This window comes from Streptomyces sp. NPDC057486 (genome assembly GCF_042802415.1).
Taxonomy (GTDB): domain Bacteria; phylum Actinomycetota; class Actinomycetes; order Streptomycetales; family Streptomycetaceae; genus Streptomyces; species Streptomyces yanii.
This window is the reverse complement of the sequence record NZ_JBHVEE010000027.1, coordinates 19,841-41,417: the sequence shown is the minus strand read 5'-3', so window position 1 is coordinate 41,417 and position 21,577 is coordinate 19,841. Positions and strand designations below refer to the sequence as shown.

The window sequence follows — 21,577 nt, the reverse complement described above, 5'->3', positions numbered from 1 at the left end:
CACCCTAATGCGCCTTGCCCGCTCAGGACTCCAGGAGCCGCTGCCCCACGTATTCCCCTTTCGCCGCACCGCCCGGCACTGCGAAGAGGCCGCTCGCCTCGTGCCGGACGAACGGCGACAGCGCGTCGCCCCGGTCGAGCTTGCGCTGCACCGGCACGAATCCCTTCAGCGGATCCGCCTGCCAGCAGATGAACAGCAGCCCGGCGTCGGGAGTGCCGTCGGCCGCGATGCCGTCGTGGTACGAGAAGGGGCGCCGCAGCATCGCAGCCCCACTGTTCCGCTCGGGGGAGGAGATCCGGGCGTGGGCGTTGTCCGGGATCAGCAGCTTGCCGTCGGGGCCCGCCTTGTCGAGCTCCATCGGGGTGGTCTCGGTGCCACCGCTCAGCGGCGCGCCATCCGACTTGCGCCGCCCTATGACCCGCTCCTGCTGCGCCACCGGGAGTTTCTCCCAGTCGTCGAGCAGCATCCGGATCCGCCGTACGACCGCGTAGGAGCCACCGGCCAGCCAGGCGTACTTCGCTTCGTCGCCCGTCTTCGGCTGAGACGGTACGAAGATGCGCCGGTCGAAGTCGCTCTCCGAGGGTTTCGGGTTCCCGGTGCCGTCGATCTGTCCCATCAGGTTGCGGGCGGTTGCCGGCGCGGCCGTGGCGCCGGGGGTGCGGTTGAATCCGTTCATCTGCCAGCGGATCCCGGCCGTCGTGGCGGCCTCCTTCTGGATGGCGCGCAGTGCGTGGAAGGCGACGAGAGCATCGTCGGCACCGATCTGCACCCACAGGTCCCCGTCCGAGCGCTTGGAGTCGAGCCGGTCGGAGGAGAACGGCGGCAGTGGGTCCAGCCCCGGCGGTCGATGAGCCACCAGGCCCGTGCGTTCGAAGAAGGTGCGCCCGAAGCCGAAGGTGACGGTCAGCGAGGACGGTCCGGCGTCCAGCGCGATCCCGGTGTCGTGTGTCGTGCCGTCCGCGCTGCCCCCATTGGTGGGTTCGCCGGCCATCAGGCGCTGGGCCACGGCCGACCAGCGGCGCATCAGGGCGGCGGCTTCCTTCCGCCCGGTGCCGGGTGCCAGGTCGAAGGCGATGAGATGGCCACGTGCTTGAAGCGGAGTGGTGATCCCCGGTTGATGTTTCCCGTGGAACATTTCCTCGGTCGAGCCGACCGTCGTCAGTGCTGTCGGCTCGTCGGGGCGTGCCGTGGCATAGCCGATCGCACCACCCGTCGAGCCCAGCACCAGTCCGGTCGCACCGGCTGCACCTACGCTGCCGAGCAACCGCCGCCGGGAGAGCTCGCCGGTGGAGCTCTCCCCGTCGTTTCCGATCTTCTTGCTGTCTGTGCTCACGATCCCGCTCAGCCGATCTTCATGTTCTTGCCGATGGTGGTCTGATCGATGTCCGACGTACGGACCGTCACCGCGACCTTCCAGTCGCCCGCCATCGGGATCTGGATGCCGCTCGCCGTCCAGTGCCCCTCGGTGAGCCGGTCGGGGAGGACGGGGAGTGGCCCGATGTCCTTGGACTTCAGGGTGAAGGCAAGTTTCACCTCGGGTACGTCCATGGGCTGTCCGTCGGGTCCGTCGATCCAGAGGTGGAGCTCGTTGGCGCCGGTGCGGCCGGGGTCGATGTCCATCCGGACTGTGCCCTTGCCGTTCCGGCCTCCGGTGTCGAACGGCAGGCTCAGCGTGACGGGTCCTTCGGTCGCGGGCGCGGATGCGCCGGTAGAGGCGCGGGCCGCTTCCTCCTCGGTGCGTCCCGGTTCGGTCGAGGTCAGTACGGTCGTCACTGCCAGAAGCGCCACCGCGACGCCCACTTCCGCCAGCACGGAGCGGCGGAGTCCGGACCGCTCGGGGTCGGCATCGCGGATCCGCTTCTTCGTGGCGGTGGCCACAGCGGCTTTCTGCCGGGCGAGCTGGGCGGCTCGTGACGGGTCCTCGGACTCGTCCGCGGGTTCGCCCTCCACCTCGGCGGAGGCAGCCGCGTCCATCTGGGGGTCCACTGCGGTCCCGGCCCCGGTCGGGACCTCGGTCAGCCGAGCCGTCCATCGCCGCGAGATCCATGCGACGCCGACCAGTACGGCGACGAGTCCCACCTTCACGAGCAGCAACTGTCCGTACCCGGTGCCCGTGAGCGCGGACCAGGAGCCCACCTGGCGCCAGGACTGGTAGAGCCCGGTCGCGGTGAGCACGAGCACGCTGCCGAACGCGATACGGGAGAAGCGCCGTACCGCCGTGGCTCCGATGTCCGGTGTCCGGTACAGCGCGACCAGGAGCGCTGCGAGTCCGCCCAGCCAGGCGGCGACAGCGAGCAGATGCAGCACGTCGACGGGCATGGCGATGCCGGGCTGGATCCCGGTCGAGGCGTGCTCGGCGAGCGCCCATGTCGCGGCGATCCCGGCGGCGATGACCGTGCCGCCGATGGCCAGTCCGAACGTGAGGTCCTTTTTCTCCCGCTCGTCCTCGCGCTTCGCGTACGCCCCGAACAGGACGGCGATGAAGAGCGCGGCGGCTCCGAGCAGCAGCAGCCGTGAGACCAGCGCGGCCCCGGGTTTGGTTTCGAGCACGGCCTTCAGGCCGTCCAGGTCGAAGGCGTCCGCGAGCTTCCCGGAGCCTGTGTACGGGCTCCGAAGCAACAGCATGGCCAGGGTGGCCGCGGTGAGGGTCAGCCAGCCGCGCACGACCAGACGCTGCAGCGGGCGTGCGCCCGCCCCGCGCTGCCAGCAGGCCAGGACGAAGGCCGCGCCACCGGCCAGGACGATGAACCCGGCGTACGCGGCGTACCGCGCGATGCCGTAGAGCGCGCCGACCAGGCCACCGCCGGCCTCGTCCGACGGGAGGGCGACGGTGGTCTTCGAGGGGGCCCCGATGGAGAAGGTGAAGGCACCGGAGATCGGGTGACTGTCCGCGGAGACTGCCTGCCAGGCCACGGTGTACGTACCGTCGGGCAGCCCGGAGTGGAGCGTGACGCCGTACTTCACGGTGGAGCCGCTCTGCAGATCACGCGGTGCCGTACCGGTGTCGGCGCGCTTGCCGCCGGGGTCCAGGACCCGGATGGAACCGTCGCCCATGGCGACCTGCTCGGAGAAGGTGAGTGTGACTTCCTTGGGGGCGGTGGCGACCACCGCCCCGTCCTGCGGATCGCTCCCGGTGAGTGCGGCATGTGCGGATGCGGGTGCCGCGCCGCCCAGCAGCAGGCCCGCCACCATGGTGACGAGCGCGGCGAGGAGTGCGGCCGCGGCGAGTGGCCGGCGCATCGGGGGCACGGACGGGGACGGCCCGAAGTGCGGGGCGGTGGCTGTCATGGGGTGTCAGTACCTCACTGCTTCTTCGGGTTGTAGGTGGTCTCCTTCACGGGAAGGTCGACCCTGATGGGATCGGCCTTCTCGAAGTGCAGCTCCATGGTCACCGTCTCGCCCTGCTTGGGCCGCTCCTTGAGCGCGGTGAACATGATGTGGCTCCCGCCGCGCTCCAGATCCAGCTCGCCGTCGGCGGGCACCTCGAAGGACGTCACCATGCGCATCGTCTGGTTCCTCGTCTCGTGGATCGTGACGTGGTCCGAGAGCGGGCTGGTGACCGACGTGAGCCGGTCGGAGCTGCCGCCGGTGTTCCGCACGACGAGGAAGCCCGCCGCCATGTCGCTGACGGGCTGCGGCATGAACGCGCCGGTCACCTTCAGCTCTGGCTTGCTGTCCGAGGCCGAGCATCCTGCAAGCGCCAGCCCGGTGGTGAGGGCGAGGGCGCCGGTGAGGGTGGTGCGGCGGTTCACGGAGCCTCCCCCTTGATGATCTTGGGGAGGTCCTTGGTGTAGTCGTCGGGCGAGGTGTCCTCGCTGTACAGCACGTACCCCTTGTCGGTCTTCGGGGAGAACGCGATGACCTGCGACCCGTGCATCGAGACGACCGTGCCGTCCTTCTCCTTCTTCGGCGGGTCTATGCCGATGCCGATCTGGCGTGCGCCCGCCTGGATGGTCGGGAAGTCGCCGGTGAGGCCGATGAAGGAGGCGTCCTGGGCCTTGAGCCAGCTGCCCAGCGAGGACGGGGTGTCCCGCTCGGGGTCGGTGGTGACGAAGACGACCCGGAGCTTGTCCTGGTCGGCCTTGGGCAGGGACTTCTTGGCGATGGCGATGTTGCTCATGATCAGCGGGCAGACATCGGGGCAGTTGGTGTAGCCGAAGTAGATGAGCGTCGGCCTGCCCTTGGTCTGCTCACGCAGGTCGTACTTCTTGCCGTGGGTGTCGGTCAGGACGAGGTTGGGCTTGGTGAACGGCTGGTCGAGTACCGTCGCGGCCTTGGTCTTCGCCTCGGCGGAGACATCGGCGATGGGTTTCCCGGCCTTGTCGTCGCTGCTGCCGCAGGCCGACAGGGTGAGTGCGGCCGCGGCGACGAACGCCGCGACCAGCACAGTTTTCTTACGCATGGATCGCTGATTCCTGGTGGGTCGGTGAAACGGTGGGTCTCCGGGCCCTCTTCCGGATCAGGCCGGCCCCTGGGGCCGGGACCGCGCGTCTGCGGTCCGGCCCGGAGGGCGGCTCGATCCGAAAGAGGGGGCCGGGGGTCTCAGGCGGTGCGGCGGCGGCCTGCGAGGACGCCGAAGGCCACCCCCGCGATGCCGATGACGATGCCGACCACCCCGAGGACACGCGCGGTGGTGTCACTGGAGGACGAGGCGGAAGCAGCCTCCGTGCGCTTGTCCTTCGCCTCGTCGGCGGTCGCCGCACCGCTCTTGTCGTCGGCGGTGCTGCCGTGCTCGTCGGTGGTCGCGGCGGTCAGCTTGAGGACGGGAGCCGGGCTCTCGGGCTCCGCGGCGCCCTCCTTCTGCTCCTCGATCCAGCGGACGACGTCCTTGTTGTCGTACGTCTGGATGGCCTTGAAGACCAGCTGGTCGGCGTCCTCGGGGAGCTGGCCGACGGAGAGCGGGAACTGCTGGAATTCGCCCGGGCGGATGCCGAGGCTGTTCTTGCTGCCCTCGGCGGTCCAGGTGACCTTGGAGACGGCCTCGTTGATCTTCTGGCCGTGCATGTCCAGCGGCTTCGCCAGCTTGCTCCTGGTGACGTCGATCTTCCAGCCGGGCACCGGCTGCGGCATCACGGAGGCCAGTGGGTGATCGGTCGGGAAGTTGACCTCGAGCTTGGTCGTCGAGGCGTCGTCCTGCTCGTTGGGGACCTTGAAGTTGATCGTGGCGTAGCCGCCCTTGGCTGCCTCGCCCTGCGGTTGCACGCTGACGTGCGCGGAGGCGGTACCGGCGAGCATCAGCACGGTGGACGCGGCGACGCCGCCGACCAGGGCGATGCGGGAAACGTTCATGGCAGGAATCACTCCACAGAAGCAGGAAGGAAAGGTGGTCCGCCGCGCAGGTGCGCGACGGCGTCGCGACACCTCTTCCTCACGTGCGGCGTGCGTGCACGGTGCCGGGCGGGCGCCACCGGGCGTGGGCCGGGTGATGACCGCGGAACGGGTCGTGCGTGCTACGAGCGGAGGGTGTCGCGTCAGGCTGCGAGGGCGAATACGGACGGAGGCCCGCGCCTGATCACCTGGTGCTGCAGTGGATCGCCGGTGACCGGAGCCGGTGCGTCGGCTGCCGTACGGGGGGTGCGCGGCCCGGTCGCCGCCTCAATCGGGAGACCGGCCCGCAGCGTTCGTACGAGAACGAGCGCGGCCCGCAGCGCGCGCAACCGGGCCTCGGCCGCGAGCTGCTGGGCGCCGTGCGCGGAAAGCCTGGTCAGCTTGAACAAGGCGATCTCGCCGCGCCGCAGCAGCCAGCCCGTGGCGAGCGCGGCCAGCAGATGGCCGAGCACCATGGGCAGGCTGGGAAGCAGACCCGTGAGCAGCCCGGCGAGGGTGGTCGGGTCGGTTCCGGCGGCCATCGACTGATGGTCCATGCCTGTCACCGTCGCCGGATCGATGCCCGCTTCGCTGACGATGCGGTGGGCATCGGCGGCGTTCAGCTGTGCCGGTCCGGCGCCGCACACCAGGCTTGCGGCGAACCGGATCAGGGAGCCGTCGCCCGTTGCTGCCGGTGTCGGCGTACCGGACGTGCTGTGCGTGCCCAGACCGAACAGGGTGTGCAGGGCGAGCTGTCCACCGGCCAGGGCGGCGGCGATGGACGGCAGGGAGCGCTCGCGTCCGGCGAGCGTCACGACCAGCGCGAAGACTCCGAGGAAGCCTGCGAGCAGCGTCCACCAGGGGACGCTCGCGCAGGAGGCCAGTGCGTGCCCTGCCGCGGACAACGCGACACAGACCGCGGTGAACACCGCGGCCCTCAGGAGCCGCAGACCGGCTCCGGCGCGTGCGACAGGCGTAGACATGGCCGGCCCATCATCGCACTGCGTCCCGGGAATCGGTACGGCAGGTCCGGAAGGTCGCCTTCCGCCCGATTGAGTGCGAGGCGTGCCTGCTGTCGGGCCTGGCATACACGGGTGCACCAGGTGCGGGTATCCGCCGAATGAGCTGTTTCACATCAGGTCTGTGCTTACGAACCGCCCGGTGCGGCAATACGTATCGGTATGTCGAGCCGCAGCCAGGAGGCTGGAGCATGAGCATCTGGTGGTCACTCCATTTGCGGCGCGAAGCTGCGAGCGTTCCGCTCGCCCGTCGTTTCCTGCTCGGCACCATGGAGACCGCCGGCGTGGATCCGGACATCTCCTTCGATCTGTCGGTCGCGCTCAGCGAAGCATGTGCGAACGCCGTCGAGCACGGCGGGGACCGGAGAGACGTCGGCGCCCCCGGGGCCCCGTGGGACACATGGGACGCCTGGGACGAGCAGTCCGGTTCGGCTTCCGGGCAGTACCGGGTCACCGCGTATCTGGACGGCGAGAAATGCCGTATCGAAGTCGCCGATTCGGGGCCGGGTTTCCCCGCGCGGTGCGCGCTTCGGACTGCTGACCAGCCGCAGTCGGATCAACATCAGCAGCAGTTCCTGCCGCCCGTCGACGCCGAGGACGGCCGGGGGCTCTGTCTGATCGAGCAGCTCGCCGACCATGTTCACTTCGGCAACCGCCCGGGTCGTGGCGCGGTGGTGAGCTTCGACAAGGTTCTGAAATGGCGGGAGGGCGCCCTGCTCATGGTGTCCTGAGCAGGGCGCCCTCCGGCTCTCGGGTGCGGGTTCCCGGGGGTCAGCCCTTGAGCTGGGCCATCCAGGCCTCGATCTCGTCGGCCTGGCGCGGCAGCTTGTCGGAGAGGTTCCGGTTGCCGTCCTCGGTAACGAGGATGTCGTCCTCGATCCGGACGCCGATGCCGCGGTACTCCTCCGGCACGGTGAGGTCGTCGGCCTGGAAGTACAGGCCCGGTTCGACGGTGAGGCACATGCCGGCCTCGAGCGTTCCGTTGACGTACGTCTCCGTGCGCGCGGTGGCGCAGTCGTGGACGTCCATGCCGAGCATGTGGCCCGTGCCGTGCAGGGTCCAGCGGCGCTGGAGACCCAGCTCCAGGACCTTCTCCACGGAAAGGTCGCCCAGCAGGCCCCAGGCGACGAGCTTCTCGGCGAGCACGCGCTGCGCGGCGTCGTGGAAGTCGCGGAAGGCCGCGCCCGGCTTGACGGCGGCGATGCCCGCCTCCTGGGCCTCGTACACCGCGTCGTAGATCTTCCGCTGCAGCGGCGTGAACGTGCCGTTGATGGGAAGGGTCCGGGTCACGTCGGCGGTGTAGAGGTCGTTCGTCTCGACACCGGCGTCGAGGAGCAGCAGCTCGCCGGAGCGCACGGGGCCGTCGTTGCGCACCCAGTGCAGGGTGGTGGCGTGCGGGCCGGCCGCGCAGATCGAGCCGTAACCGATGTCGTTGCCCTCGACGCGGGCGCGCAGGAAGAACGTTCCCTCGATGTAGCGCTCGCTGGTGGCCTCGGCCTTGTCGAGGACCTTCACGACGTCCTCGAAGCCGCGCGCCGTGGCGTCGCAGGCCTTCTGCAGCTCTGCCGTCTCGAAGGCGTCCTTGATCAGTCGCGCCTCGGAGAGATAGATCTTCAGTTCCTCGTCGCGCTCCGCGGTGACCTTGTCGGTGAGCGCGGCGTCGATGCCCGCGTCGTGGCCGCGGAGGTTGCGGACCGGGCCGGTGGTCTCGGCCAGCGCGGCCGGGAGCTCGCGCACGTCCTTCGCCGGGATTCCCAGCAGGTGCTCCGCCTCGGTGAGGGAGTGGCGGCGGCCGACCCACAGCTCGCCCTGGCCGTCGAGCCAGAACTCGCCGTTCTCCCGGTCGGAGCGGGGCAGCAGGTAGATCGTCGCCTCGTGGCCGTCGGCCTTCGGCTCCAGGACGAGCACACCGTCCTGGGTCTGGTTGCCGGTGAGGTACGCGTACTCGGTGGACGCGCGGAAGGCGTACTCGGTGTCGTTGGCGCGGGTCTTCAGCTTGCCCGCGGGAATGACCAGACGCTCGCCGGGGAAGCGGGCGGACAGTGCGGCGCGGCGGTCGGCGGTGTGACCGGCCTGCGCGATCGGCTCGAGGCCGTGCAGCTCGGTGTCGGCCCAACCCGACTTCATTCCGGCGGCGAGCTCATCGGATACGCCCGGGTACAGGCCGTTCTTCCGCTGCTTGACCGTCTCGGCTTCTTCGGTCTCCGGGTTCTCCGGGTTCTCCGGGATGAGCTCCTCAGACACGGCTTGACTCTCCTTGATACGACACTGGATCTCATCCATCGTACGGGCGTACGGAAGGGGGCCCTGGGCCGTAAGACCTCTTACACACGGAAGCCGGAAGACATCACTCAGCCGGGAACCGGTTCAGTCGAAGCGTGCGGCGAGGATCACGACGTCCTCCGTGCCGCCGGTCTGGTCGAGCCCGTCCGGAAGGACGGTCCGCAGGACATGGTCGGCGACGAACCCGGCGTCGTGGCGCAGCGCCCTCGGCACGTTCGCGGCTGCCGAGTGGAGCCGTGCGAACGCCCGGTCCATCGAGTCGCCGGTACGGCGCAACAGCCCGTCGGTGTAGAGCAGTACGGTCTCGCCGGGCGCCGGGGCGATTTCCACGCTCGGCGCTTCCCAGCAGGCAAGCATCCCCAGCGGCGCGGACAACGAGGTCTCGACGAACTCCGTGCGCCGGTCGCCGATCACCAGCGGCGGGGTGTGTCCTGCGCCGGCCAGCAGGATCTTGTGGCGGGCGGGTTCGCAGTAGGCGAAGAGCGCGGTCGCGGACCGGGCGGGTTCGGTCAGCCGCAGCAGCAGTTCCAGATCGGACAGGACGGCGACCGGATCCTCGCCCTCCATCACCGCGTACGCCCGCAGACCCGCCCGCAGCCGTCCCATGGCGGCCAGGGCGCTCGGCCCGGAACCGCCCACCGAACCGACGGCGAGACCGAGTGCGCCCTCGGGCAGCGCCAGGGCGTCGTACCAGTCCCCGCCGCCGCGGGGTGCCGTGCGATGGCGGGCGGCCAGCTGTACGCCGGTGACCCGGGGCAGTCGGCTGGGCAGCAGCTCCTCCGTGATGGTGGCGACGTCGGCCCTGGCCCGTTCCAGCTCCAGCAACCGGGCCAGATGCTCACTCGCGTACCCGGCGTACAGGCCGACGAGATGACGTTGACGCTCCAGCGGCTCGGCGGGCTCGTCGTACAGCCAGACGGCTGCGCCGAGTCGCCCGGTCGCGTCGGTGGTGATCGGCAGGGCATAGCTGGCGGCGTATCCGAGCCGGGCGGCGACTTCGCGGTGGCGGGGGTCCACGCTTGCGTCGCCGAGGAGGTCAGGGCTGGTCAGCGGGGCTTCGGCGGCCGGAAGACCGTCCAGGATCCGTCCGTACGAGGTGGCACTGCGAGGCACTGTCTCGATGTGCCCGAGCTCGGCATGGGCGAGGCCGAGACCGATGGTGGAGACCGGGCCGCGACGGTCGGAGGGTTCGAACACGATCAGTCCGCGGCGGGCGCCGACGAGAGCCGCGCCGGCATCCAGCAGTTCGTGCAGTGCGTCGTCGAGGGTGCTGGTTCTGGCCAGTCGCTCGGTGAGTTCATGGAGCGTCGTGAGGTCGGACACCCAACCGGCCAGACGGTCCTGGATGAAGGCTCCCGGTGCGGTGGCCACATTGGCCAGGGGCCCGGCAGTGTGCGCTGAAACAGGAACCATGGGATCGATTCCAGCCACTTTCGGTAGGTGAGGGGCGCTCATGGCAACCGGCTTTCCGACCAGTGCGTTTCGTCGAATAGCATCGCAAACCCCCATGTCATTCTGCGCCGCTATCACTGCATCCACATGTACACGCACAAGTGAGCCGATGTCCAGCATTGTCCCTACGGCATTTGTGGTGTCCGTGAGGCCACCAAGTTGGCCAAAAAATGCACCCTATGGCGGCTAATTGCGGTCGACTGGGTCCGGCTCGACAGGGGGTTCCCGCGGGGTGAAGTCCCGGCGGGAGCGTCATTCCGGGCCTGCGGGGTACGTAATCGGTGAGGAACCAGGGGCAGTTCCGGTCGCTCCGGAACCTGGCGGAGAGCCCGGGCGTCCTCACTACGACGACCGCGCCCCACCCCCGAGTGGCGAGGTTGTGCACCATGGGACGGCAGGCGCGATGCGCGCTGCCCCTCGCCATGCTTTTGGCTGGACCTGGCTCAGTTCGACCCGGCTCACGCTCGGTATCGACGGGTGACCCCGTACCGCAGACATAGAGAGCATGTACGCACGGTGAAGTAATGCACACGTGACGTGACGCGCACGTGGTGTGATGTGGCCCTCGGCGTTCAACGGAAAGGAACGAGCGCTCATGCGCGAGATCCTCGGAAGGCGACGCAGGCTCCGGCTCCGGCGCAAGGCAAGGCCCGCTCAGCTCGACGCGGCCCTGACCTGCGCCACTGCATGGCAGTGGCCCGTGCTCCCCGGAGTGGGACTGGACGCAGCCGGTGGCCGCGGTGACCGTGGCCGCGGCTGCGCCTGCCCCGATCCCGAGTGCGCCGTACCCGGCGCACACCCCTTCGATCCCGGTCTCCTCGCGGCGACCACCGACGAGCGCATGGTGCGCTGGTGGTGGAACAACCGCCCGACCGCGCCGATCGTGCTGGCCACCGGTGGCCGTGCCCCGTGCGCGCTGAGCCTGCCGGCCGTGGCCGGTGCCCGGGCGCTGGCCGAGCTCGATCGCATGGGCATGCGGCTGGGCCCGGTGGTGGCGACGCCGACGCGGTGGTCGCTGCTGGTCGCCCCGTACACCCTCGAGCGACTCGGTGAGCTGTTGCATGCCAAGGACTGGGTGCCCAGTTCGCTGCGCTTCCACGGCGAGGGCGGCTATCTCGTCCTTCCCCCGTCGGGGGTGGGTGCGGGACAGGTGCGCTGGGAGCGGGCTCCGCTGCCCGGTTCGGCGACGCCCTGGCTGCCGGACGTCGAAGCCGTCCTGGACGCGCTGGTCGAAGCGAGCAACAGCGCTCCCGACGGCGGCAGCCGACTCGCTTACTGACAGGCGCGGCTGTCGGGTCCGGCGTACGAGTGGTTCGGTGGACGGCCCGGTGCGGATCGGCTCACTCGATCGGGTGTGAGCCGATCCGGATTCTGCGGTCCGCGGGCGTGCTCCACCCGGGGACACCCACGACGCCGATACCTTCGCCGCGGCGTCAGGCATTCCCGTCGGCCTGCAAGTGGGATCACCATGAATTTCCGCATGATCGTTATGGCGGGTGTGGTGGTGTCCGCCGTCGTGCTCCCGCTCGTCGCTTCCGCCCAACTCACGGAAAGCCCCGATTCCGTGCCCGGCCATGCAAAGTCTGCCCATGCAAAGTCTGATGTCGACGGGCTTTCTGATGCACCTTCCGAAAAAGGTTCGGAGGGTGCTTTGGGTACTTCCTCAAGGGGGTCTTCGGAGAGGAGTTCCGGTGTCGGACTTCTGTCCGATACTGGACGCCCCCGTGAGGTCGGTGAGGTTGCCGGATTCGGCGTTGCCACCGGCCCCGGCGCAGCCGGTTCCACTCCGCGGACCGTTGCCCGCTGCGGCCCCGAGCTGATTTCCCCCGAGGGTGTCGAGGCGCAGACCTGCGTCATGACCGACGGTCGGGACACCTGGGGGCGCGCGGCTCCTACCGCAATACGACGGGTGGCGAACTCACTTCCGTACTCACCCTGATGGGGACCGGCGGCCGGACCGTCGAAGTGCGCTGCACAGTGGACGCACAGGAGGAGCCAGGGGTCTGCGAAACGCCTCGCCGCTTGTCGCGCGGAGGCCCCGACGACTGCGCGGCAGTGGCCGAGTACGCCGGAAAGGATGCGGTGGCGGCGGCTCCGCTCCTGCTGAGGACCGGTTCCGATCCGGCGTCTCCTGCGGCGGGTTGACGCCCCTCCGCGGCTGCTGTGCGCCGGTCGCCGTCCGCTCCGTGAGCCGCGCCGCGCGCCGGGTCCGGGCATGAGAATGCCCGGTCGCTGGCGACGGGGGATGCACCAGCGACCGGGCTTCTAGAACCGTAACAAGAGATCTGCCGTTCGCAAATTCGATCTCGCATATTCGGACAGTGATTTACCTGCGGATACGACAAGTGTGATGCGCGTCACCGGATGGCCCGCAGGGGGCGTCACGTCCGCACGGTCAGCTGAGCGTCACCTGGCGGTTGGTGAGCCCGCCACGGGCCCGGCGCTCCTCGGCGGTGAGCGGGGCGTCCGAGGCGAGCGCCCCTGTCAGCCGCTCCATGAGCTCGGCTGCGGGCTTCTCGCACTCCTCCGCCCCCATCGCGCTCGGCAGGTCCCAGACCGGAACCATCAGCCCGTGCGCGCGGAAGGAGCCGACCAGTCGGGTCCCTTCGCCGAGCGAGGAGGTGCCGGCGGCGTGCAGCCGGGCGAGTGCGTCGAGCAGCTGCTCCTCGGGGTGCGGCATGACCCAGCGCAGGTGGTTCTTCTCCGGGGTCTCGCACCAGTAGGCGGCGTCCACCCCGGAGAGCAGAACGGTCGGGATCGCCGCTTCGTTCGCGCGTTCCAGGGAAGCGGACACCTCGGGCGTGGCGTTCTCCGCGTCCGGGACCCAGAACTCGAAGCCGGAGTGGACGACCGGCTCGAACGCCGCTTCCGGGTCGAGCAGGTCCTGCAGGCGCGGACCGTCGGCCGGTACGCGGCGGGCGGCGACGGGCGAGCCGGGCTCGGCGGCCAGTGCACGCTGCAGGGTGTCCGCGAGGTCTCGGCTGAGGTCGCCGGAGGAGGTGTCGTTCTGCAGGGCCACAAGGACGGAACCGTCGTCGCGGCGCAGTGCCGGCCAGGCCATCGGCAGCACGGTCGCGAGCGTCACGGACGGCACACCCTCGGGCAGCCCGCCCTTGAGTGTCAACTCGACCGTGGCTGCGGGCACCAGCTCGCGCAGGGCGACCCAGTCGCACTCGCCCGCCAGGCCCTCGAAGGGGCGGTGGACCAGCTCGGTCACGGCCTGGGCGGCGGCGCGGCCGTGACACGCCTTGTAGCGGCGGCCCGAACCGCACGGGCAGGGCTCGCGAGCCCCGACCACCGGGATCTCGGCGTCCTTGAGTTGCTGCTTCCCGGCCTTGGTCTGAGGGCGCTTCTTGGCCATGGTGGGCTTTCTCCCGATTGCGACAGTGCGGTCTGGGCCGCGAGCCTAGCGGCCCGTGTCGGGTACGGGGCACAGACGCCCGGGTGCCTGCGTGTACATACGCCGGAACGTCGGCCGGGGCGCCGGTCGGCACGCGTGCAGTGACTGCGCGGTCCGCCCACCGGTCCGTACGGGGGTCCTGTCCGCCGGATGGCGGATCTGCCCTGTGCCCGGGCGGTGCGCAACCGGTGTGTCGGCGTCAGCCCACGTCGTCGAAGGCGTCTGCGAAGTCCAGCCCGTCGAGCCCCTGCACGTGTCCGTTCCCGGTCCCATGGCCCTCGCTGACCACCACCCACACGGTGACCTCGCCGGACGAGCCGTCGCGTACGCCCCACTCCTCGGCGAGCGCGCTGATGATGTTGAGCCCGCGTCCGCCGCGCGCCGTCACCGAAGGAGTGGCCGGAATCGGTCTGGTGGGACCGCCTCCGTCGGTCACTTCGACGGTCAGTCCGCCTGTTCTGTCGACGCGCCATGCGGCGCGGACGTCACCGTCACCCACATCTGTGTGTCGCCCCAGCGGCCTGCCGTGTCGACAGGCATTGCTGAGAAGTTCGGAAAGGATCAATACAGCATCGTCGACGACCGAATCCGACACCCCGTAGCTGCGCAATTGCTCGCGCATCCGGTGCCGCGCCTGGCCCACGCCCGCAGGGCCATGGGGTACGGCCATGCTCGACGACGTGGGCACTTCCTGTGCCACCACCAACGCCACCCCCGAGACCTCCTTTGCCCCACGCCACGGAGTGAATGCCCTCCTGGGCTGGGCCGGAAACCGGCCAATGGTCTGCGAGTGACGCACTCGTAACGATCGGATACAGACCGAATGCGCCGGTGTACTCCCTGTAACTGATGTTAAAGGTGACCCAGTTGCGACAGGACCTGTTTTGGGCGATTCGTGATGATTGCCTCGACGCCCAGGCGGGCGCAGAGCTCGACGTCCTCCGGTTCATTGACCGTCCAGACGTGCACGCGGTGGCCCGCGCGGTGCAGTCGCTCGATGTAGCCGGGGTTACTGCGTACGATCCGCAGACCCGGACCGGCGATCCGGGCACCGGCGGGCAGTCGCCCGTCGCGCAGCCGCGGCGAGACGAACTGCATCAGATAGACGGTGGGCAGGGTGGGTGAGGCGGCCTGGATGCGGTGCAGGGAGCGCGCCGAGAAACTCATGATCCGTACCGGTGAAGGGCCGTCTGCTGGTGGCGTGTCGAGCTCGTACCGCTTCAGGAGGTGCAGCAGCCGCTCTTCCACCTGGCCGGCCCAGCGCGTGGGGTGCTTGGTTTCGATGGCCAGTTGCAGGGGTCGCCCGGCAGCTCGCGTCTCGACGACCAGTTGGAGCAGTCGCTCCAGAGTGAGTACGGAGGTGAGCTCGCCCGGCACCGGGTCCCAGTCCGGAGACTCCTCGCGGTCCTTCCAGGAGCCGAAGTCGAGTGCGGCGAGTGCGGAGAGCTCCAGGGCGGAGACGGCACCCCGCCCGTTGGACGTGCGGTTCACCCGGCGGTCGTGGACGCAGACGAGCTGGCCGTCGGCGGTGAGACGTACATCGCACTCCAGGGCGTCGGCGCCGTCCTCGATCGCCTTCCGGTATGCCGCCAGGGTGTGCTCGGGTGCGTCGTCGGACGCTCCGCGGTGTGCGATGACCTGGATGGGGTGGTGCGGGGTGTGCTGCCGTGCGTGGGTCACGGCGTCATGGTGTCACCGTGGGGCGACGGGCGCGTGCACCTGGCAGCGAGAGACCGTTTTGCCGGATATAAAGATTGGTGTGCGGACACACAGGTCCTGCTTACAGTGGCCTGACGGGTCATGGGAAAAGCTGGCTCCAGACACGTGCACAGCGGATCTCTTGCCGAAACTGATGAGGAACCGAGGAGTAAAGAGCTGTGAGCACAGAGAACGAGGGCAACGAGGGCACCGCGGCTCAGGCCGTTCCGTCCGTTCCGTCCGCACCTCCCGTGCCGGCCGCTGCTCCCGAGGGCACGCCTGCCTCCCCGCCGGCGCCCCCGAGCCCGGAATCGTCGGAAGCGACGGCAACGCAGCAATTCCAGCAGCCGGAGCAGCCGTCCCAGCAGCCGCAGCGCGCGAATGACTGGCCGCCGCCGCAGCCGCCGCAGTCCCAGCCCGGGGGTGCCTGGCCGCCGCCCCCGCCAGCTGTTCCCGTGTACGCCCAGGGCGCGGGTGGTGGCGGTGGTCCCGTGTGGGGCGCCCCCGGCCAGCCGCAGACGCCCGAAGCCTCGGGTAAGCGGCGAGGTGGAGGCCTGGTGGCGGCGGTGGCCGTGGCGGCGCTCGTGGCGGGCGGCATCGGCGGCGCCCTCGGCTTCTGGGCGGCCGACCGGAACGACAGCTCCTCCGGCTCGACCACGGTCGCGGCGTCCAACCCTCAGGTACTCAAGCGCGATCCCGGTACGGTCGCGGGCGTCGCGGCCGCGGCGCTGCCGAGCGTGGTCACCATCAACGCGCAGAGCGGCGACGGCGAGGGCGGCACGGGCACCGGATTCGTGTACGACAAGGAGGGCCACATCCTCACGAACAACCACGTGGTGGCCTCCGCGGCGAACAGTGGCCAGCTCACGGCGACGTTCTCCAACGGCAAGAAGTACGACGCCGAGGTGGTCGGCCGCGCGCAGGGTTACGACGTCGCGGTGCTGAAGCTGAAGAACGCACCGTCGGGTCTTGCACCGCTCGCCCTCGGAAACTCGGACCAGGTCGCGGTCGGTGATTCGACGATCGCGATCGGTGCGCCATTCGGTCTGTCCAACACGGTTACGACGGGCATCATCAGCGCCAAGAATCGCCCGGTGGCCTCCGGTGACGGTTCCGGCGGCAGCAACTCGTACATGAGCGCACTGCAGACCGACGCCTCGATCAACCCGGGCAACTCCGGCGGTCCGCTGCTCGATGCGCGCGGCGCGGTCATCGGCATCAACTCGGCGATCCAGTCCACCGGCAGCAGCGCCCAGTCGCAGGCGGGCTCCATCGGCCTCGGCTTCGCGATCCCGATCAACCAGGCGAAGAACGTCGCCCAGCAGCTGATCAAGACCGGTCAGCCGGTCTACCCGGTGATCGGTGCCACGGTCTCGATGGACGAGAGGACCGGCGGAGCCGCCATCTCGGACCAGGGCTCGGGCGGCACCCCGGCCGTCTCGCCGGACGGCCCGGCGGCCAAGGCAGGCCTCAAGGCGGGCGATGTCATCACGAAGTTCAACGACTCGGTGATCGACAGCGGCCCGACCCTGATCGGCGAGATCTGGACCCACAAGCCGGGCGACAAGGTGACGCTGACGTACAAGCGAGACGGCAAGGTGTCGACCGCCGAAGTCACCCTGGGGCAGCGCAAGGGCGACAACTGACCGGACCGGCTGCTCACAGCCGGGAAAGGCGCAGGTGGGGGGGCTGCCGAGCGATTCGGCAGCCCCTCGTGCGTCCCACGGCGCAGCGCCCGGGCGGTTGCGGTCACTCGTCCGCGGGGCGCAGCAGTCGTTCAGCTCCTGTTGATGCTGCGGATGCCGCTGTACCCGCGTCCGTTGCTGCGCGGTGCTTCCATGAGCGTGATGAGTGCATTCACCCGGGTCCCGCCAGGACGGCCGACTCGGCGCCTGTGATGCTGATTTCGGGTTGGCGGGAGTCCGGTACGTGACCATCCGCTCCTGGAGGACCACCGACACCGGCGTTGTGGCTCTCTGTCGCAGTGAGCCACAACGCCCGAATATGTCGCCGCACTTGTGGCGCCCGACGTCACCGGCGACACGGTCGGCGGCAGGACGACGGGATTCGTGTACAAGTGAGCGGGGTTACGTGCACCACCGCGGCGCACCCGGTTGTGGGGGACATACGACGGGGGCGGCGGTGCCCTGGCGGTGGACGCGTGATCAACTGGTCGGGTGCGGCCGCTCATGGGACCGGCCAGTCACACCGGATGCACCCAGCCGGTAGGCTGTAGCCCGCTCCGCAGCAGGCAAGGCGGGGCGAAGGTGGGTTGCCCGAGCGGCCTAAGGGAACGGTCTTGAAAACCGTCGTGGCGCGAGTCACCGTGGGTTCAAATCCCACACCCACCGCGTGCAGGCCGGCGAAGTAGTTGGTCAGAAGGGGTACCCCGACCTCGGGGTACCCCTTTCGCGTTGAGGGTTGTCCCACCCGGTGACGGCGCCGGAGCGTGAGGGGCACGGTGATCCGGGCTGGGCCGCGCATCGCGGGCAGGGGTGGTGCTGGGTATCGTCCGCGTCGGTCGGGTGTGGTCGGGGTGGCGATCGCACGGAGACGGGGCTGGAAGCCATGCCTCAAGTCAGCCGAGCAGCGCAGTTGCTTCGACTTCTACGAGCACATCCGGCTCGAAGAGGTACTCGACACCGATCAGGGAGGCCGGTGGCATGGGGAGCTGGAGCCCGATCTCGTCGGCGACGGCCTCCACACCGGCCATGAAGTCGCCGATTTTCTCCGGGCTCCATCGGGTCACGTAGAACGTCAGGCGCAGCACGTCTGCGAACGACGCGCCCGCGCCCGCGAGCCCGACGGAGGTGTTGCGCAGTGCCTGGGCGACCTGCCCGGCCAGGTCGCCGGGTGCGACCGGAGTCCCATCGGCCCGGCGTGCGACCTGCCCGCTGACGTGAATGTGTGTCGCGCCGGTGCCGACGGCCACGTGGTGATACGGAGTCGGTTGCAGCATGCCTTCCGGCGTGAAGTGCTGGACAGTCATCAGTGTTCTCCCTCTGAGCTAGGTATCCGTAAGCTACTTAGTGGAAGAAGGACACTTCAACGAGACCAGGTTTCTCCATGGATACCGAGGACGAATTCCTCATCGGACCTCCGCATCGCGAACTGCTCGACCAGGTCCTCGACAAGTGGTCGCTCAGCGTTCTCAACGAACTGTGCGAGCGCCCGTGCCGATTCAACGAGTTGCGCCGAGCCATCCCGCAGGTCACGCAGAAGTCGCTGACCGCGACACTTCGGCGACTCGAGCGAAACGGCGTGATCGAGCGCGAGGTCGTCTCCACCCGCCCGGTGGCGGTCAGGTATCGGATCACGCCACTCGGCAAGACCCTGCGGCCTCCCATCGACGTGTTGCTGATGTGGGCCTCGGAGAACATGCCCGCTGTCGCACGCGCCCGTGAAGCCTTCGACACGAGGGAAGAAGCAGGCCGCTGAGTCTTCCTCCGTCCCGGCCGGCTGCGGAAGGGCGAGGCATGGCAAGGCGTCCCGCTGCCAACGGCCCAAGCAGCCGAAGCCGAAGGGGTGAGCCGTCCGAAGCCCCGATGCGGGCGGTGGTGTCAGTGGCCGCTGTTAGCGTCCGGCCGTTCTGGCAGGGCTGTGTGGGGAGGGGACGACATATGGGCGCGTCGGGATGGGACTACTCCGTGCCGTATCAGGAAGATCTCGTCGGGGCGTTCGAGGGGCTGCGGCGGAAGGTCTTCGAGGAGCGGAACTACTACTGGGTCTCGGGCGCCGACTGGCGACCCGCCGAGCAACGTCTGCCATGGCCGGCGACCGTCGAGGAGCTCTGGGCCGACGAGATCGTCCAGGAAACCGGAACTCATTCGATCCTCGACATCTTCCGGATCATCGGACCGGACGAGGAGCCGGACTACTGCACGATGAAGCAGGTGACCGAGGAGGAGGCGCTGCGTGTCCTGGGCACGCGGAAGCCCACCCGTGCCGACGTTCCGCGGTTCGAGGAGTTCGACCACTGGCGTTGGTACGGGCGGTGCGCCGTGCTCCATGACGAGCAGGGGGAGCCACGGGAGATCTACTTCTGGGGCTACTCCGGCGACTGAGCCGACCCGGTGGACCAGGTGTGGACCGTCGGAGCCGGTGACATGCCGGAGGGCGGGGAACGGCCAGGTCAGCCGCGTGCGACAGGGTTTCTCCCAGCACCCTCTCGAAAGTTGAAGCCGGACGGCACGTTCACCTCTGCCGACGTCTGCGGCGATGACGACATCGATGCCCACGGGCCGAAGAACGAACCCGGGTCGGGATCAGGCACGTGGGCCGACGAGGGCTGGAAGGGGCAGAGCAGTGTCACGGTCCCGTTCGAAGCCGATGACGTGAGCTCTGCTTACCGAGCCCTGCGCGACGGCAGAAAGCTGAGGCGCTGGACGTACGTCGGTGACCCGGGCGACAGCCGTTCGCTCTGCATCCTGACCCAGGAGTGAGGAATCGGCGCCCGACCGGCCAACGTGGTCGGAGGACGACTGCGCTGCCGCGAGAGCGACGGCCCCGCCCTGTGGCTCTCCGGCCCGTCCCGTACGCAAGGCACCCGGTGGTGAAGGTCCTGTTCCCCGGGCGCGTCACCGAGTTGCTGTGCGATCTCCGTCCGAGCGGGCGCGCCTTCCGTGTGCCTGCCCGGCACGCCCGGTCAGGGCGACCGGTCGGGGCTGCCGTCCGGGCCGGCGGGGCGGCCGGAGGTGAGGCGAGCGGCCGAGGCGATGGTGGCGCGGGCTTCGTGCTCGGTGAGGCCGGTATGGATGGCGGCCCTGGTGAGGGCATCCGCGAGGGCGTCGCCGAAGCCGTGTTCGTACGCACGGCAAGCCGCCCAGAAGAGGCGGGTGTTGCGCTGTCCTTCGTGTGCCGCGAGGACGAACTGGACCAGGCCCCGGCCGTGGTGGGGGCGTGGTGAGGGGTGGTGAGGGCGCGCCGGGGGTGTGAGCAGCCGCAGGAGTGCGCGGGGGCAGGAGGCCGGGGAGAGATCGGCGGCGCCAGGGGCGAGTCGGTAGGTGCCGCCGGTGGTGACCGAGCCGGGGCCGACCAGGTAGCCGCCGGCGCCGCGGATGTCGATGCCGGGGGCGAGGCGGCTGGCGGAGTTCGGTACGGGCACCCCGGGCGGACCGGTGAGCCAGATGTGCCGTCCGCCGCTCGGTGTGATGACCGTGACGGTCGGCGGGATGGTGAACAGATGGTGCAGGGCCAGCTGCTGGAGGGCCGCCGCGGAGTCGTTGCGGCCAGAGGCGTCGATGTCGAGATCGATGCCGATGAGGTGGTGCGGGGCCCGGCCGCAGGCGATGCCGTATCCGGTGGCCCACGGAGCGGCGGCGAACAGGGCTCGTACGGCGGCGGGGTTTGTGGTGGCGTCGTGGACCCCGTGTCCGGGAAGGCCGCAGGCTCCCCGGCAGCCGACCGACCGGTCGTCGCCGCGGTGGGGGGAGCGCAGGGCGGGGAGCTTGGTGGCGGACAGCGGGATGACGGGGAGCCCGTGCTCGGCGGCGGAGAGTGCGTGGGCGAGGGCCAGGGTGGCGGTCTGCCGGTCGGTGATGGCCATACTTCATTTTCGTACAGGTGTTCGAGAAAGGGAAGAGGGATGGGGTGGGGCGGCGTGTCGATGGGTGGGCTTGGAGTGCTGGGGGTCGATGGGGCGGATCGGCGGAAAGTGTGCCGGAACGCTTTGCCTCCGGGGGTGCGCGGGATCGCGTGGTGCGGTCCAGGTGTGGGGGTGTGAACCGGGGCTTTGAGGGTGTGCGGGAGGTTTATCGCGGCTTCCTCATGCTTGCGGGGGAATAGCGGATCATGAGTGGTTCGTCGGGTACTCGGTGGGCAACTTTGGTCTCGCGACGTCGTGACCAAAACCGAGGCTGTCGGCCAACCGCCTTGGAACAAGCTGCACTTCCGGTTCCTGGAGGAATTGACATGGCAAGCATCCGTACCGCTCGTGCCCTCGCCGCTGTTGCCGCACTGCCTCTCGCCGCCGCTCTCTTCGGCGGCGTGGCCCAGGCCGACAACGGCTCGTTCGCGACCGATGGGTCGAACGCGGGTGTTGCGACGATCAGCGGCAGCGGAGTCGGTGGGGACAACTTCGGCAATTCGTCCACGTCGCAGCAGCAGGCCACCGGCTCCGGGGCGTCGAACCGGAGCAACTCGGCGCAGGTGAACGGGTCGGCCTTCACCGTGATCGATCAGTCCACCAGGAGCGTTACGGTGAACTTCACCAAACTCTGGTGAGCCGGGGGCCACCGCGGGCCGGTCGGGGGGCCGGTGTGCGACGGGGTGAACAGCGGCCTGTGCAAGGACACTTCGGTTTACTTGCGCAGGCCGTACGCGTTCCGGAGGGTGGGGCGGGAGTGTTCGGTCGCCGCCTGCCTTGACAGCGATCAGGTATCTGACGGACAGTCAGAAACCCTGATCCGTACCCCCGTGT

General features: G+C 69.4%; 20 protein-coding genes and 1 tRNA gene. 8 read left to right on the top strand and 13 right to left on the bottom strand.

Features of this window, described 5'->3' with window-relative positions:
- Positions 1-22 precede the first annotated feature (22 nt).
- The 6 genes from efeB to ACFU6I_RS15450 all read right to left on the bottom strand — a co-directional run bounded on the left by efeB (position 23) and on the right by ACFU6I_RS15450 (position 6,290).
- A complete protein-coding gene (gene efeB / locus ACFU6I_RS15475) occupies positions 23-1,333 on the bottom strand; it encodes an iron uptake transporter deferrochelatase/peroxidase subunit (RefSeq protein WP_384366012.1) in 1,311 nt (436 codons plus the stop codon).
- Positions 1,334-1,341: 8 nt separating this feature from the next.
- Positions 1,342-3,288, bottom strand: a complete 1,947-nt coding sequence (locus tag ACFU6I_RS15470) for a copper resistance protein CopC (RefSeq protein WP_384366009.1) — start codon at positions 3,286-3,288, stop codon at positions 1,342-1,344.
- Between the two features lie 14 nt (positions 3,289-3,302).
- Positions 3,303-3,752, bottom strand: a complete 450-nt coding sequence (locus tag ACFU6I_RS15465) for a copper chaperone PCu(A)C (RefSeq protein WP_384366006.1) — start codon at positions 3,750-3,752, stop codon at positions 3,303-3,305.
- Positions 3,749-4,402: an SCO family protein gene (locus ACFU6I_RS15460; protein WP_384366003.1), complete on the bottom strand. Its 654-nt coding sequence runs from the start codon at positions 4,400-4,402 to the stop codon at positions 3,749-3,751. Before ACFU6I_RS15460 ends, ACFU6I_RS15465 begins: the two co-directional genes overlap by 4 nt.
- 140 nt (positions 4,403-4,542) lie before the next feature.
- On the bottom strand, positions 4,543-5,289 hold the full coding sequence (locus ACFU6I_RS15455) for a YcnI family protein (protein ID WP_384366000.1): 747 nt from the start codon (positions 5,287-5,289) through the stop codon (positions 4,543-4,545).
- Positions 5,290-5,471: 182 nt separating this feature from the next.
- A complete protein-coding gene (locus ACFU6I_RS15450) occupies positions 5,472-6,290 on the bottom strand; it encodes a hypothetical protein (RefSeq protein WP_384365997.1) in 819 nt (272 codons plus the stop codon).
- 227 nt (positions 6,291-6,517) lie between these two features.
- Here ACFU6I_RS15450 and ACFU6I_RS15445 point away from each other — a divergent pair, with 227 nt between their 5' ends.
- A complete protein-coding gene (locus ACFU6I_RS15445; RefSeq protein WP_384365994.1) occupies positions 6,518-7,057 on the top strand; it encodes an ATP-binding protein in 540 nt (179 codons plus the stop codon).
- Between the two features lie 40 nt (positions 7,058-7,097).
- Here ACFU6I_RS15445 and ACFU6I_RS15440 read toward each other — a convergent pair whose 3' ends face one another.
- Both ACFU6I_RS15440 and ACFU6I_RS15435 read right to left on the bottom strand, forming a co-directional pair.
- Positions 7,098-8,570 carry an aminopeptidase P family protein gene (locus tag ACFU6I_RS15440; protein WP_384365991.1) on the bottom strand — a complete coding sequence of 491 codons (1,473 nt, stop codon included), beginning with the start codon at positions 8,568-8,570 and terminating at the stop codon, positions 7,098-7,100.
- A 123-nt stretch (positions 8,571-8,693) separates the two neighbouring features.
- Entirely contained in the window at positions 8,694-10,181 is a 1,488-nt protein-coding gene (locus ACFU6I_RS15435; protein WP_384365988.1) for a PP2C family protein-serine/threonine phosphatase, read from the bottom strand.
- Positions 10,182-10,656: 475 nt separating this feature from the next.
- Here ACFU6I_RS15435 and ACFU6I_RS15430 point away from each other — a divergent pair, with 475 nt between their 5' ends.
- The gene (locus ACFU6I_RS15430) at positions 10,657-11,340 is read left to right on the top strand and encodes a bifunctional DNA primase/polymerase (protein ID WP_384365985.1); all 684 of its coding nucleotides are present in this window, start codon (positions 10,657-10,659) and stop codon (positions 11,338-11,340) included.
- Between the two features lie 1,116 nt (positions 11,341-12,456).
- Here ACFU6I_RS15430 and ACFU6I_RS15425 read toward each other — a convergent pair.
- From ACFU6I_RS15425 to ACFU6I_RS15415, 3 genes are all read right to left on the bottom strand, one after another.
- Entirely contained in the window at positions 12,457-13,422 is a 966-nt protein-coding gene (locus ACFU6I_RS15425; protein ID WP_384365982.1) for a DUF5926 family protein, read from the bottom strand.
- Positions 13,423-13,660: 238 nt separating this feature from the next.
- A complete protein-coding gene (locus ACFU6I_RS15420) occupies positions 13,661-14,260 on the bottom strand; it encodes an ATP-binding protein (protein ID WP_384365979.1) in 600 nt (199 codons plus the stop codon).
- A 53-nt stretch (positions 14,261-14,313) separates the two neighbouring features.
- A complete protein-coding gene (locus ACFU6I_RS15415) occupies positions 14,314-15,141 on the bottom strand; it encodes a glycerophosphodiester phosphodiesterase (protein ID WP_384365976.1) in 828 nt (275 codons plus the stop codon).
- 197 nt (positions 15,142-15,338) lie between these two features.
- Here ACFU6I_RS15415 and ACFU6I_RS15410 point away from each other — a divergent pair, with 197 nt between their 5' ends.
- Complete coding sequence (locus ACFU6I_RS15410; protein ID WP_384365973.1) at positions 15,339-16,805, top strand: S1C family serine protease; 1,467 nt, start codon at positions 15,339-15,341, stop codon at positions 16,803-16,805.
- Positions 16,806-17,425: 620 nt separating this feature from the next.
- Positions 17,426-17,510, top strand: a tRNA-Ser gene (locus ACFU6I_RS15405).
- A gap of 227 nt (positions 17,511-17,737) precedes the next feature.
- On the opposite strand, the gene ACFU6I_RS15400 is transcribed toward ACFU6I_RS15405, so the two are convergent.
- Complete coding sequence (locus ACFU6I_RS15400) at positions 17,738-18,148, bottom strand: RidA family protein (RefSeq protein ID WP_384365970.1); 411 nt, start codon at positions 18,146-18,148, stop codon at positions 17,738-17,740.
- 77 nt (positions 18,149-18,225) lie between these two features.
- Here ACFU6I_RS15400 and ACFU6I_RS15395 point away from each other — a divergent pair, with 77 nt between their 5' ends.
- The 3 genes from ACFU6I_RS15395 (at position 18,226) to ACFU6I_RS15385 (ending at position 19,601) form a co-directional block, all read left to right on the top strand.
- Entirely contained in the window at positions 18,226-18,597 is a 372-nt protein-coding gene (locus ACFU6I_RS15395) for a winged helix-turn-helix transcriptional regulator (protein ID WP_384365967.1), read from the top strand.
- Positions 18,598-18,779: 182 nt separating this feature from the next.
- Positions 18,780-19,223, top strand: coding sequence for a hypothetical protein (locus tag ACFU6I_RS15390; protein WP_384365964.1), 444 nt, complete (start codon positions 18,780-18,782; stop codon positions 19,221-19,223).
- Positions 19,224-19,334: 111 nt separating this feature from the next.
- On the top strand, positions 19,335-19,601 hold the full coding sequence (locus ACFU6I_RS15385) for a hypothetical protein (RefSeq protein WP_384365961.1): 267 nt from the start codon (positions 19,335-19,337) through the stop codon (positions 19,599-19,601).
- Between the two features lie 203 nt (positions 19,602-19,804).
- Here ACFU6I_RS15385 and ACFU6I_RS15380 read toward each other — a convergent pair whose 3' ends face one another.
- Positions 19,805-20,704: a bifunctional DNA primase/polymerase gene (locus ACFU6I_RS15380; protein ID WP_384365958.1), complete on the bottom strand. Its 900-nt coding sequence runs from the start codon at positions 20,702-20,704 to the stop codon at positions 19,805-19,807.
- 365 nt (positions 20,705-21,069) lie between these two features.
- Between ACFU6I_RS15380 and ACFU6I_RS15375 the strand changes: the two genes are divergently transcribed.
- Entirely contained in the window at positions 21,070-21,381 is a 312-nt protein-coding gene (locus ACFU6I_RS15375; protein ID WP_384365955.1) for a hypothetical protein, read from the top strand.
- Positions 21,382-21,577: the final 196 nt, after the last annotated feature.